This is a genomic window from Haloferula sp. A504 (assembly GCF_044385805.1).
Lineage (GTDB): Bacteria > Verrucomicrobiota > Verrucomicrobiia > Verrucomicrobiales > Akkermansiaceae > Haloferula.
Genome location: NZ_JBISBU010000060.1, coordinates 1 through 13,408 on the forward strand (window position 1 = coordinate 1; position 13,408 = coordinate 13,408).

Sequence of the window (13,408 nt, forward strand, 5' to 3'; positions counted from 1 at the left end):
TCCGCCGCCACGGACAGGAGAAAAATCAATCGCGAAGGGCATAATCGAGAATCAGGTTGGTGCTGCCGGCCGACAGGGGGATTTTCACGATCACCTCGCGCGAATCCTCCCCGCCGGAAGCGGTGCGCAAGCTCACCCCGGCATCCGATGGCATTTCATGAATGGCGAGCTGCAGCTTGGGCGTCTGGAAGACCGAGGGCGAGACCTGCTCGAGAGAACCGGTCAGCGCACGGAAATACAGCGTCGCCGGCTCCCCGGTTTCGAAGCTAAGGGTTCGGCGCAGCACCTGTCCCTCAGCCGATGTCTCCGGCACGGCGATGTCGGTGATGGCCACCTTCCCACTGTGATAGCGGAAGGTCGGGACGCCCGAGTCATCGAGCGAGTAACCCTTGAAGGCATAGCCATACTGACGCGGATAGAGCGGGTCGGGATTGGCCGGTGCTTCCTTGGTCCGCACCGGCATCGCCGGCCACGGGTCCATCGGCTCGGCCAGCAGGCTGACGTCCTGGGTCATTTGGACGGGTCTGCCGACCGGGTTGAAGTCCCCCGCCCCCTGGCCTCGCCAGTTCACCCTGACGAACTCACCCTTCCAGATCGCCGACAGCGTCCCGTTCTGGGCGTTGAACGCGAAGTTGAGCCCTCCGGGATGTCCCACCGCAATGCCCCGGTATCCGGCCACCCTGCTTCGACCACGGTAAACCCGGGTCTCGTCTTCGACGACCAGCGACGAATCCTCCGCCTTCAGGCCATCCGGGTCGCGGGCCGAACGGCCGAGCGAGAAGTAATGATACAGCGCGCGCAGTTGCTCCTCGGTGTCGCCCTCGAGGATTTCGGTCTGCACCGCCTGACCGCCGGGCCAGAATGAGGGCATGATGATGCCCGGCCGGACCTGCGATGGCGCCCGCATGAACATGTCGAACCACGCCGGCTGCAAGCGCTGGTAGGTCGTCATCAGGTCGATGCCCTTCATGCCCGGGCCCTCCTTGCCGTTGAAGTTGTGGCAGGCGATGCAGTTGAGTCCCTTGTTGCCGACCAGCAGGTGCCCGCCATTCCGGATCATCGGTCCCGACTCGCGGTCCAGCGGTGGATACTCGAGGGGCTCGAGGTGATCGACCTCGGCAAAGTGATCCGGCAGTCCCTCCAGGGCCACCTCTCCGTACACCGGCATCCGGGCAAGCATGTAGGGACGCACGCGCTCCCCGTTGTAGAGCACCTTGTTGAGCCACTCGCGGCGCAGCTTGGCACCGACCAGGGTCAGCTGCGGCGGGATGCGCGACTCGTTGCCGAGCGCCTCCTCGGTGCTGCCGAAATAGGCATCGCGGTCAGGATGGACACCTCCGAAGTCGTCGCGCTGATGACAGGCGATGCAGTTCAGTTGAGTCAGCTTGCGCTTCACCCGCTCATCGGCGGAAACGGGTTCGGAAGCCGCCTTCAATGCCGCCCGGATCATCTCGCGCTGCTCGTCGCTGAGTTGGTAGTCCGGCGCGGATTCCGGCATGGCCGAGAGGCAGCCTTGATCCAGTCGCATCGCAGGACCGGCTGCCGGAGCCGAGGGAGTCTTCGGGAAATCCGCTTCCACCGACGGCGGTTCGTGGCACGCCACGCAACGCATTTCGAAGAAGGCCTTGCGGCCGGCGGCGATGCGGGCGTCGTCGCGCTTGGGCAGGGCCGTCGGCTCACCCGCGGCCGGGCTCGCTTGCACGAGGAAGGCGGCGATGGCTTCGGCCTCCTTCTTCTGCAGGCCAAGATCGGGCATCCGGCCGGCAGGACGCACGGTCAGCGGGTGATGCAGGAACTCCGCGAGCCCCGAAAGTTGATACTTGCTGCCGACATGACCGAGCCCGACGTCGCCCGGCAGTGGCTTTCCGTCACCCGACTTGGGGCTGTGACAAGCGACACAACCCACCTCGTGAAAGAGCTCGCCACCACGCTTGGCATCGGCTTCCCCGGGCGGTCCGGCTTTCTCCGACTTCCCTGGCGCGAGAAGATACGCGGTCAACGAATCGGCAAGCTCGCTCCGCTCTTCCTCTTCCAGACCGTGGAGCAGATCCGGCATCCGGGTTCCAGGGTCGTGCGCCGACGGTGCCGCGATGAACTTCCGGATGAAGCCGGGATCGAGGCGATCCGCCAGACCATTCAGACGTGGACCTGCCAGCGGCGGGGCGTCCCCCATGCCGTCGTGACATGAGGCACAGCGCAGCTCCTCGATCAGGACCGATCCCTGCCCGGCGGCATCCAGCGGATGCTTGCCATGAAACCCCGGAATGGCGGGCGGCGCTGCCAGCGCGCCTGAGACCAGGCCGAGGGCGGTGAGAAAAAAATGCGGTCTTCCGGGCACCCGCGGAGGGTAGCGGGCAAGGACATCGGGTCCAGTCCGATCCTTGCTCCGCGAATCCTGCTTCAAGGCTTCAGGGTGAGCTTGTGCAGCCTCAACATCGAGGGCCCGGGCAGCGGCGGCTTGCGCGGTCCGTCGCGGTTCGCCCCGAGGGTCTCCCACTGGAGAATGTAGCGGACCGATGGGTCCCCCGAATCGCCATGGTCCTCCTCGCGGTGGATGCCCATTCCCTTGAAGTCGCTTTCCAGCCGATCCAGCTCGCGCGGAATCGTCCGACCGACCGAGACCCGTCTCGCCACCGGACGCAAAGTCTTCTCATCGACGAACAAGCGTCCTCCCCCGTGGTCACGATGACGGAAACTCACCGTGAAAAGGCCCTCGTCCACCTGGGACAACGCAGTGACCCGGATGCCGATGAAGCCCATCGAACCGTTGCCGCTGAATTTGATCGGTTCGTTCCAATCGGTCAGCTGCCGACAGTGCCACTTCCCATTTTCCGGGCGCGCGGCGTAGATCTGCATGTGCCCCTCGGCATCGGACTTGTGGTAGGTGATCAGCGGGCGTCCGCCGGAATCGAATGACAGCTTCGCACCCCCATTGATGATGCCTCCTCCGCTCGGAATCGGATCGACCAAAAGCGACTCCTCCCCGATCACGATCGGCAGCTTGACCGACTTCCCGAAGGCCGACTCCCACCGTTTCAGGTCCGGGCTTCGCGCGTAGGAAAGATGGTGGTTGGTCGCGCAGTCGGGCGTGTGGCGCCAGACCCAGATCATGTGGAACCAGCCATCCGGTCCCCGGACCGGCGCGGTCGGATACGCGTTGCGCTCCCCTTCACCGTCGAGAACGGGCACGTCGAGCAACCGGGACCAGCGACGGCTTTCCGGATCGTAGCGGTTCCACAGCCTCTTGCCCTTCCCCGATCCGCCGTCCCGGTAGTTGAAGATCAGGGTGCCCTCGTGGTCGGTCAGGAACTTCGGGTAGGTCACCCGCTTCTCCTGCTTTCCGACCATCGGCGCCCGCTCCAGGGTCGTAACATCGCCGGTCTCACGGGTGCGGAAATAGACCAGCGGCACGCAGTGCATGTTGCCCGAGACGTGGAGCTGCCCATCGTCGTCGACCGCCATCGTGATGTAGTTGTGCGAATCCCAACCCACCTTCGATGGCAGGACCTGATAGGTCCACTCAGCGGCATCCAACAAACGCGACGCAACGGTCATTCGGCGCTCCTCATCGAAGTAGGCGACATACTGCCGCCCGCCATGCGTCAGCAGGCAGAAGCCCACGGGAAAATCCGCCGGCACACGGGCGATGTCGAGGGACTCCGCCAGCTTGAAGGACGGAGTGGCCTTCGGAACCGCCAGGACCACTGCCGTGAGGGAGATGAAAAGCAGGAGGGGCAGACTTCGACTCATGGCATGAATGCCTGTGGATACCGCCGACTGCCAACCCAACCTTTCACCCGGGAACCCGCACAAGACCTCGTGAGGAGGGGAGTGGCGCTTTCCAAGCGCCATGGCGGGGCATGGCGGTCGCCAGACCGCGGTGAAAGGCCGAGTTCAGGATCGGCTTCCGACGGAAAGGGAACGGCCGGCCTAACCCTGCGGCTGGAAGCCGCCTCTCCAGGGCATGGCGCTTGGAAAGCGCCACTCCCCTGGCGACAGCCGCCGTGGTCCGGTGGGACTCCCGGCACCGCGACCCGGCACCTCCCCGACTCTACTCGACCTCGAGGGGCGGAACCTTCATGCGCTGCAGGAAGAGGCTGATGTTGCCACCGTACTTCTTGCTGCGCGGATGGTGCTTCTTGAAGGTGATGGCGGCGAGGTCCACCTGGCCGTCGGCAAACTCGGGCCACCACTCCTTCGGGATGACCCGGCCGATCGGCCGCGAACCGCCGCGGCGGTCCACGCCGTTTTGATCGTCGATGAAAAGCCTGCCGTTCACATACACCTGATATCCCCCGCCCGAGCCGACGTGGGAAATGCCGCCATGAACCAGGCGGTAGCGATAGCCTTCCTCGAAGGTCGGAAAGTCGAAGGTGCCGCGGATCAGCAGCACGTCCTTCTCCCACAGCGTCTGGACCGGGTCGCCGCACTTGCAGAATGACAACCCGCAGTCGCTGCGCGATCCGGCGATCATGCCCTTTTCGCCATCGGCGGCACCGAAGGGAGCCTGCCCGGTCTTCCAACCGGAAGCCCGGGGATCAAAGCCCACCGCATGCCACTCTTCCATCCCGGAAGGGAAGGTCACTTCGCGAAAGCGACCCAGACGGTCATCCGGCTCCATGAACTTCTCGGGGGGATCAAAGCTGTGGTATTGCCACACCATCTCGTTCGGGTGGGGGCCGAAATCCCGCCAGTCGAATTCATCGACCCCGACCTTGCGGTAGAGTTCGGTGAGCCCCTCCATCTTGCCGCCCCCGACCTCCTCGCTGACCGCCTCCTTCAGCAGGGTCCCGCGGTTCTTCTTCACGTAGGCCGGGATCAGGTTGCCGCCCACCGCCTCGTCGACGACCCTCCGCAGCTCCGGGCTGAGTTGTTCCGGATCGGCTTGGAGGAAGATCTCCTTGAAGGGCAGATCCTGGTCGGGATAGCGCTGTCTTCCGATCTGATAGAGCGTGTCGTACCCGCCGGGCAGCTTCGCCAGCGAATCGGCCAGGGCCTCGCGGGTCATCGGATTGACGACATTTTCAACCCGCCCCGAGTGGTGGTCGTACTCGACAAAATCGACGTAGGCCTCCTTCAGGCATTCCCGCGCCAGTTGCTGCACCTTCGGCGGGGCACTGCGCAGGTTTTCCGGCAGCGGCCCCCAGCGGAACTGCCCGGAGAGGCTGTATTGATAGTTGGTCTGCAGGAGTTTCCCGATCGCCGGAAGCACTTTCTCGTAGCACCGCTCGTCGCCCACCACCGGTGCCAGCGCCCCGAGCGCGGAATGCTGAAGCCACCATTCCTCGTGCGCAAGGAAGGGGAGGATCCGGTCAACCTGGCCGACGATCCAATCCTTCGGCGCCTTGCCCACCGCCTGGATCGCCATGTCCTTCACGAACCACGACTCCGCCGGATCATCGATCATGCCGATCACATGATCGAAAACCGCACGCGACATCAGCGGGTCCGCCCCGCTGTCCAAACCTTCGAGAGCGGCACGCCGCACGCGTGCATCGTCGCAGGCCAGCAACTCCATCAGCAAGGCCTCGCCGTGGTGGCCGATCGACCGCGCCGCGGTGCTCCGGACCACGATGTCCGGATGGCGGATGAATTTTCTCAACTGCCCCTCGTCCAGATCGCCCCCGCCAAGCCGACGCAGCATCGCCATGCCGGTATGGCCGGCGAAGGTCTCGGCGGAGAGGTCGTAGGTGCCGCCCTTCGGGCAGGCCGCGGGAGTGATCGACTGGAAATCATCGTCCTCCGCCGTGCCCCACGGCCGCTCGGGCAGGGCGTGGAGTTTCGAGAACTTCGTCGGAGGCGCACCCGTGAGGCGCAACGTCTTGCGCGGCACGGTGTAGGTGAAGGCGTAGCCGGCGCCCCACTCGGTGTTGTCGTAGCGGGCGCCACCGAGGATGCCGAAGGAGCCGTCGAATCGCCGCGACAGCTCGTAGTGCCAGCGCCGGTTGTCCATGAACTCGCGGTAGTGCTCCGGCAGTTCGTCGCGGACGAGTCCCATCGAGGCGCTGCGCCAGATCTCGCCGATGCCGCCGCCGGTGTGGCCGTGCAGCATGTAGGAGGTGCTGTAGAAGGCGAACTGCGCCGAGGCATCCCGGGCGCGGGCGTAGATCGACTTCTCGCCCCGCGGATCGAGCGCCGCCGCCGCCGCCATCGAAAAGGCCAGCTTGCCGTTCTTGCCGTTGTCGGTGTAGCCGCCTTCGGGCTTGCCCTTGCCGTAGGGCACGTTGCCCCGCGCCGAGTAGCGGTAGAAATGGGCGAGGACCCGCTGCAGCGTCTCGTCCGGCACTTCGGCCCCGCATTCCTTCGCCAGCATCAGGTAGCCGACGCACAAGGTGCCCGCCGCGTTGAGGTGACCCCCGCCGCCGCCGTAGCTCAGGCTCGCGGTCGGACCGCGTCCGGCCCAGCCACCGAAGTTCTCCATCTCGACCAGCTTGTCGGCCATCTTCTGGATCGCCGGCAGGACCTCGGCATCGCCGGTGCGCAGGTAGTACTCACAAAGCGCCAGGCCGCCGTAGCCGATGTGCCACGGATACGACGAGCCCCCGTCATGCGCCCGCGCCCACTGGCGGACATGCTCGAGGTCGCTCGCATCGCCGGTCGAAAGCAGGAACAGCATCCCGAGACCGGCAAATCCCTGGTCCGCCCCGGGCTGCTTGAGATAGTCCGCGTAGTTGCGGACGATCTTCTCGGACTTCGGACAATCGAGCGGCCATGTCGCGCTGTATTCACCCATCACCGGGATCGTCACCACCACCTCGCGGGCCTCGCCACCCGGTTCGCCGGATACCGCCATCACCAACCGGCCATCGCTCGCCTCGGCCTCGGTGATCCAGTTGCCGAGTTGGATGCGGGGGTCGATGTCGGCCAATTTTGCGCCATTGATGCTCTGGATGAACATCCCCGGCTCGAGTTGCGCCGCGGCGGCAGGAGAGCCGACTTCGACACCCTTGATGCGCATCGTAAAAGCCGGCTGCAGCAAGTCGAGGCTGATGCCGATCGGGCCGACCCGGGTCAGGTGGGTCACCGGTGTCTGTTCCCCGGGGCGGAGGGAGAACAAGCCGTGCTCGTTCTTGTAGAAAGGTTCCGCGGCCAGCGAGCCGGCGCAGCCGAGGGTCAGAAGAATCGGGGCGATGGTTTTCATGAATGGGATCGGAACCCGGCGGGAACTGCCGGAATGATGGCCGGATACGCCGGAGGTGGCGCCCTCCTCTCGGATCGGCCCCGGATTATCGGTCGGTCGGCGCGCTGCGACCGGACCCGCGGGTCTCGTCCAGCAACTTCTTCAGCTCGGCGACTCTCTCCGGGTAGCGCTCGACGAGGTTGACCGTTTCGCCGGGATCGGTGGCGAGATCGTAGAGCTGGCCGGGCGTGTCGGGCGCGGTGTCCTCAATGATCCAATCCTCGGGAATGCTCCAGTTCTTGCTGCCCTTGCGGTCGTAGCGGTTGCCGCCGGAACCCTTGTGATCGAGGTATTTCCACGGCCCCCGGCGGATGGCGAGGTCAAGCGACCAAGTCTGGTGCAGGGTGAACTCCCGGACGGGCGCATCGCGACCCTTCAACAAGGGCAGCACGCTCACGCTGTCCTCGCCGGCGGTCTCCGGCAGTTCGAAGCCGGTCACTTCCGCAAGGGTGGCGAAGAGATCGGTGAGGCAAACCGTCTCGCGGATGGTCCGGCCCGCCGGGGAAACCCCGGGCCAGCGAACCAGCATGGGCACCCGGTGACCGCCCTCCCAGTTGTCGCGCTTCACCCCGCGCCAGGGGCGGGCGCCGTCGTGATCGTGAAGATCGCGCATGTGGATCACCGTGCCGACCTCCGGACCATTGTCGCTAGTCACGATGACGATCGTGTTCTTCGCCAGTTCGAGACGATCGAGTGCCTTCATCAAGTCACCGACGTGCCCATCGAACTGCGCGATGAAGTCGCCGTGCGCCCCCTTCCCCGTCGTCCCCTGGAATCGTTTCGAGGGAAACGAGGGCAGGTGCACCGCCTGGGTCGAGTGCATGAGGAAGAAGGGCTGATCCGGCTTCTCCTTCGCGTGGCTTTCGAGAAACCCGATGCTCTTCCCGAGGAAAATCTCGTCGATTTCCTCCATGTCGAAGTCCGGCGCGATCAGGCCCTCGCGGCAGTCGAAGGACCACGGGTGCTCCGGCAGCGTCGAGCGGTCGAGCAGCTTCGTCGGTGGCACCGGGATGCGGTCGCCGTCGATGAAGGCATAAAGCCAGTCGGTGGTCGGGCAGCAGGCGGTGCCGAAGAACTCGTCGAACCCGTGGCTCACCGGCCCGCCTTCGATGGCCCGCGAGTAGTCGATCCGCTTCACCGGCTCGAGACCGTCCTTGTGGATCGGCTTCCCATCCTTGTCGAAGAAGGTCATGCCGATGTGCCACTTGCCGAAAAGCGCGGTGCGGTAGCCCTTTTCGCGCAGCATCTCCGGCAGCGTCAGGCGGCCCTCCTCGATCAGGCACGGTCCTCCAGCCCCGGTGAACACCCCGCGATAGGGAATCCGGAAGGCCATGCGGCCGGTCAGCAGGCTGTAGCGCGACGGGGTGCAAACCGTCGACGGGCTGTGCGCATCGGTGAAGCGCAGCCCTTCCCCGGCGAGTCGGTCCAGATGCGGGGTCTCGATCTTCGCCTCCGGGTTGTAGCAGGAGATGTCACCGAACCCGAGGTCGTCGGCAAAGATGAGCAGGATGTTGGGCGGGGCCGCGCCGAGGCATGAGACGAGAGAGAGACCCATGAAAATCCGGACAAGCGACTTCATGGAGCGAGCCTGAGCGAGGGAGTGGCGCTTTCCAAGCGCCATACCATGGAGAAGCGGCTTCCAGCCGCAGGATCGAGCCGACCCCTCCCTTCCCGACGGAGTGAAACCCGCAGCCGGCGTTCCACCGCGGTCTGGAGACCGCCACGCCCCGTCATGGCGCTTGGAAAGCGCCACTCCCCCATGAAAGCCGCCGGGGCCCGGTGCGGTAGATTGGGCCATGATGACGCCCCTCCATGGTTGCCTCGCGACCTTCGCTCTCCTCGCCGGGCTCTCGACCATCGATGCCCGGACAGCCTCACCGGGCGGCATCACCTACCACGTCGATCCGGCAGGTGGGGCGGACGACAACCCGGGCCGGTCCCCCGAACAGCCGTGGAAAACCTTCGCCCCGCTCAACCGCCTCAAGCTCGCTCCCGGCGATCGCATCGAAGTCTCACCCGGGCGCTTCGACCACAGCCTCGAACTCACGGGCGCCGGCACCGCCGAACAGCCGATCGAAGTCCACTTCGCCGCCGGCCGCCACGACTTCCACCCGACCCATCTCTTCCGCGACACCTTCAACATCTCGAACACCAATGCCGAACCCGAAGGGCTCAAGGCCGTGGCGCTGATGCTGCGGAACGTGAAACACGCCCACATCACCGGGCCGGGCGCCCGCATCGTCTGCCACGCGAAAATGATCGAGGTCTGCGTGGATCACTGCGAGGACATCACCCTCGAAGGCCTCGCCTTCGACTACCAGCGGCCGACCGTGTCGGAATTCAAGGTGGTCGAGACCGGACCCGATCACGCGATCCTCAAGATCCACCAGGACTCCGCCTACTCGATCGCCGAAGGCAAGCTCACCTGGACCGGCGAGGGTTGGAGCCACGGCGAAGGCCTCGGTCAGGAACTCGACCTCTCGACCGGACGCGTTCACCGCATGCGCAGCCCGCTGGGCGGTCTCACGGCCGAAGAAAAAGAGCCCTTCACCGTCCGCGTGACCGGCAAGCACCGGCTGAAGCAGGATAGGATCTATCAGATCCGCGACCCCCATCGCGACTGTGCCGGAGTCTTCACCCGCCGCAGCAAGGACATCCTTTGGAAGGACGTGAAGTTCCACTTCATCCACGGCATGGGCATCGTCAGCCAGTTTACCGAGAACATCACCCTCGACGGCGTCTCGGTCGCACCCGACCCCGACAGCGGACGCACCACTGCGGCCTGGGCCGACTGCTTCCACTTCTCCGGCTGCCGCGGGAAGATCCTTGTCAGGAACTGCGTCTTCTCCGGTGCCCACGACGATGCGATCAACGTCCACGGCACCCACCTGCGGGTCGTCGAGAAGCTCGGACCCAACAAGGTGAAGGTGGCCTTCATCCACAAGCAGACCTTCGGCTTCCTCGCCTTCAATCCGGGCGACGAGGTCGACTTCGTTCATGCCGACACCCTCGAGCCGTACGCCACGAACCAAGTGATCACGTCGAAGCTGATCAACCCCCGCGAGATCGAACTGGTCCTCGATAAACCCGTGCCCGCCGAGCTGCGCGACCACGACGTGATCGAAAACGTCACCTGGACGCCCGAGGTGGAGGTCCGGGGTTGCGAAGTCCGGCACATCCCGACCCGCGGTTTCCTTTTCACCACCCGCCGCAAGGTCGTCGTCGAGGACAACGACTTCCACGCCACCCACATGTCGGCGATCCTGCTCGAGAACGACGCCGAAGGCTGGTTCGAGTCCGGCTGCATTCGCGACCTGACCATTCGCAACAACCGCTTCCACCAATGCGGCGAGCCGGTGGTGAAGATCAACCCGCGCAACAGCCAGCCGAACCCGGCGGTGCATCGCAACATCCGCATCGAGGACAACACCTTCCTCCTCCGCGGCCAGGTCGCCGTCGGCGCCCACAGCACCACCGGACTGAGCATCACCGGCAACGCCATCCACGGGGATCCCCTGCCCACCGAAGAGTCGGCATTCCGGATCGAGCGCTGCGGGGAGGTGACGCTGAAGGGTAATCGATTCCTTCCCGTCGAAACCGAGTAAGCGGATATCTGTGACAGTTCGCTGACTCCCTGATCGAATCACCGGTCTTCACACGTTCCGTCCTGTGTGATGACCAAGATACGCTGCTTCGCGTGGATGATCCTGGCCCTTCCGGCTGCGACCGCCTCGGAACTCTGGTACGAAAAGCCTGCGGAGAAGTGGACCGAGGCGCTTCCCATCGGCAACGGACGGCTCGGGGCGATGGTCTTCGGCGGCACGGATGAAGAGCACCTGCAGATCAACGAGGAGACGATCTGGACCGGCAAGCCGCGCCACTACCACAACGAAGGGGCGGTCGAGCATTTGCCACAGATCCGCAAGCTGCTCTTCGAAGGAAAACAGAAAGACGCCGAGAAGCTCGCGATGAAGGAATTCATGAGCGAGCCGCTGAGGCAGATGGCCTACCAGCCCTGCGTCGACCTGAAGATCCGCTTCGAGGGCGAGGGTGAGGTCAGCGGATACCGCCGCGCGCTCGATCTCGACGGGGCGGTCACCAGCAGCACCTGGAAGCGCGGTGAAACCCGATTCACCACCGAGTGCCTTTCCAGCCATCCCGACGAGGTGATCGTGTGGCGGATCACGTCCGACCGGCCCGGTGGCGTTTCCTTCAGCGCCCGCCTCGAGTCGCCACATCCGGAGAACGGAATCACCGCCGAAGGCGACCGCACTCTTGCGCTCACCGGCACCGTGGCGGGCGGCGCCATCCGCTTCCAGACCCGCGTGGAAGCTCGCAGCGAGGGCGGATCGGTCTCGCTGGATGAGGGCATGTTGAGGATCAGCAACGCCGACTCCGCCACCCTCCTCGTGGTCGCTCGCAGCAATCACAAGTCGTACCGGGATGTGTCCGCCGATCCGGCCGCGCTTTGCACGGCGGACCTGAAGAAGGTCTCCTCCAAAACGTGGCCCCAACTCCTCGCGGACCACCAGGCCGACCACCGTTCGCTTTTCCGCCGCGTCACCCTCGACCTGGGCGGCGAGCAGAAGAACAAGCTCCCGACCGACCAGCGCCTCAAGCCCGCCAAGGACACGCCCGACCCCGCGCTCGATGCGCTCTATTTCCAGTTCGGCCGCTACCTCCTGATCGCCAGTTCCCGGCCCGGATCCCAGCCGGCCAACCTGCAGGGCATCTGGAACGACAAGATCAAGCCGCCGTGGGAAAGCAAATACACGGTGAACATCAACACCGAGATGAACTACTGGCCCGCCGAGCTGTGCAACCTGAGCGAGTGCCACGATCCGCTCTTTGACATGCTCGACGACTGCGTCGAAACCGGGCGCCTGACGGCCAAGGCCCACTACGGAGCCAGGGGCTGGGTGCTGCACCACAACACCGACCTGTGGCGCGGCACCGCCCCGATCAACAATTCCAACCACGGCATCTGGCCGACCGGAGGCGCGTGGCTGACCACCCATTTCTGGGAGCGCTACCTTTTCACGAAGGACGAGGAATTCCTTCGCCAGCGTGCCTACCCGGTGATGAAGGGAGCCAGCGAGTTCTTCGTCGACTACCTGATTCCCCACCCCGAGACCGGCGAGCTGGTCAGCGGTCCCTCGAACTCTCCCGAGAACGGCGGACTGGTGATGGGCCCGACCATGGACCACCAGATCATCCGCACGCTGCTCCGGGCCACGGCGGAAGCCACCCGCATCCTCGAGGTCGATGCCGACTTCGGCGCGAAGCTGGACGCGATGGCCGGCAAGATCGCGCCGAACCGGATCGGCCAGCACGGGCAACTCCAGGAGTGGCTCGAGGACAAGGACGACCCGAAGAACCATCACCGCCATGTCTCCCACCTGTGGGGGCTGCATCCCGGCAACGAGATCACGCCACGCGGCACGCCGGAACTCGCCGAGGCCGCCAAGCAATCGCTCCGTTTCCGCGGCGACGGCGGCACCGGCTGGTCCAAGGCATGGAAGATCAACTTCTGGGCCCGTTTTCTCGACGGCGACCACGCCCACCTGATGCTGCGCGAGGCGCTCGCCGGAAACACCTTTCCCAACCTGCTCGACGCCCACCCGCCCTTCCAGATCGACGGCAACTTCGGCGGCACCGCCGGCATCGCCGAGATGCTGCTGCAGTCGCACGCCGGCGAGATCGAGCTGCTGCCCGCCCTGCCGTCGGCCTGGCCCGACGGCAACGTCACCGGCCTGCGCGCCCGCGGGGGCTTCGAAGTCGATCTCGAGTGGAAGAAGGGCAGGCTCACCAAGGCCACCATTCGTTCCAAGTCGGGCAACCAGGCCCGCCTCCGCCACGGCGACACCGTTCGTGCGATGGAGTTCTCGATCGGAGACTCCGTCGAACTCGGCCCCGACCTCAAGCCGCTCTGAAGGACCGCGCGACGCTGTCGCGCATCGCCGCGCCTGCCCGCCTCCCCGTGCCCGCCCCCATGCGGACCGCGAGCTTCAGCTCGCCCCGGAGCCTCCGTTCGATGCGAGCTGAAGCTCGCGGTCCGTTTCTCAACCCGCTCTGAGGCAACTCCAGCTTCGGTGGTGAGTGGCCAGGGACCGGTGGCCATTCATTCCTCTCACCGCCCACTCATCACCAGCGCCAGAAAGACTCACACGCCATTCCGCATCCCCTCTGAAAAACACTCTCCCGGCCATTCGATGCGCGACAGCGTCG

General features: G+C 65.3%; 6 protein-coding genes. 2 read left to right on the forward strand and 4 right to left on the reverse strand.

The features are described from left to right. Positions 1-25: 25 nt before the first annotated feature. From ACG2LG_RS19925 to ACG2LG_RS19940, 4 genes are all read right to left on the reverse strand, one after another. On the reverse strand, positions 26-2,338 hold the full coding sequence (locus ACG2LG_RS19925) for a hypothetical protein (protein WP_396262016.1): 2,313 nt from the start codon (positions 2,336-2,338) through the stop codon (positions 26-28). A 62-nt stretch (positions 2,339-2,400) separates the two neighbouring features. After that, entirely contained in the window at positions 2,401-3,750 is a 1,350-nt protein-coding gene (locus ACG2LG_RS19930; protein ID WP_396262018.1) for a BNR repeat-containing protein, read from the reverse strand. 301 nt (positions 3,751-4,051) lie between these two features. Next, positions 4,052-7,141, reverse strand: a complete 3,090-nt coding sequence (locus ACG2LG_RS19935; RefSeq protein ID WP_396262020.1) for a DUF6288 domain-containing protein — start codon at positions 7,139-7,141, stop codon at positions 4,052-4,054. Positions 7,142-7,226: 85 nt separating this feature from the next. Beyond that, positions 7,227-8,759 (reverse strand): arylsulfatase, encoded by a 1,533-nt coding sequence (locus ACG2LG_RS19940; RefSeq protein WP_396262022.1) that lies wholly within the window; start codon positions 8,757-8,759, stop codon positions 7,227-7,229. 217 nt (positions 8,760-8,976) lie between these two features. Here ACG2LG_RS19940 and ACG2LG_RS19945 point away from each other — a divergent pair, with 217 nt between their 5' ends. Further along, the gene (locus tag ACG2LG_RS19945) at positions 8,977-10,785 is read left to right on the forward strand and encodes a right-handed parallel beta-helix repeat-containing protein (RefSeq protein ID WP_396262023.1); all 1,809 of its coding nucleotides are present in this window, start codon (positions 8,977-8,979) and stop codon (positions 10,783-10,785) included. Positions 10,786-10,854: 69 nt separating this feature from the next. Further along, positions 10,855-13,113, forward strand: coding sequence for a glycosyl hydrolase family 95 catalytic domain-containing protein (locus ACG2LG_RS19950; protein ID WP_396262025.1), 2,259 nt, complete (start codon positions 10,855-10,857; stop codon positions 13,111-13,113). Positions 13,114-13,408: the final 295 nt, after the last annotated feature.

Coding starts and splice junctions, on each gene's coding strand:
- ACG2LG_RS19930 (WP_396262018.1), bottom strand. CDS start 3,750: ATGAGTCGAAGTCTGCCCCTCCTGCTTTTCATCTCCCTCACGGCAGTG.
- ACG2LG_RS19935 (WP_396262020.1), bottom strand. CDS start 7,141: ATGAAAACCATCGCCCCGATTCTTCTGACCCTCGGCTGCGCCGGCTCG.
- ACG2LG_RS19940 (WP_396262022.1), bottom strand. CDS start 8,759: ATGAAGTCGCTTGTCCGGATTTTCATGGGTCTCTCTCTCGTCTCATGC.
- ACG2LG_RS19945 (WP_396262023.1), top strand. CDS start 8,977: ATGATGACGCCCCTCCATGGTTGCCTCGCGACCTTCGCTCTCCTCGCC.
- ACG2LG_RS19950 (WP_396262025.1), top strand. CDS start 10,855: ATGACCAAGATACGCTGCTTCGCGTGGATGATCCTGGCCCTTCCGGCT.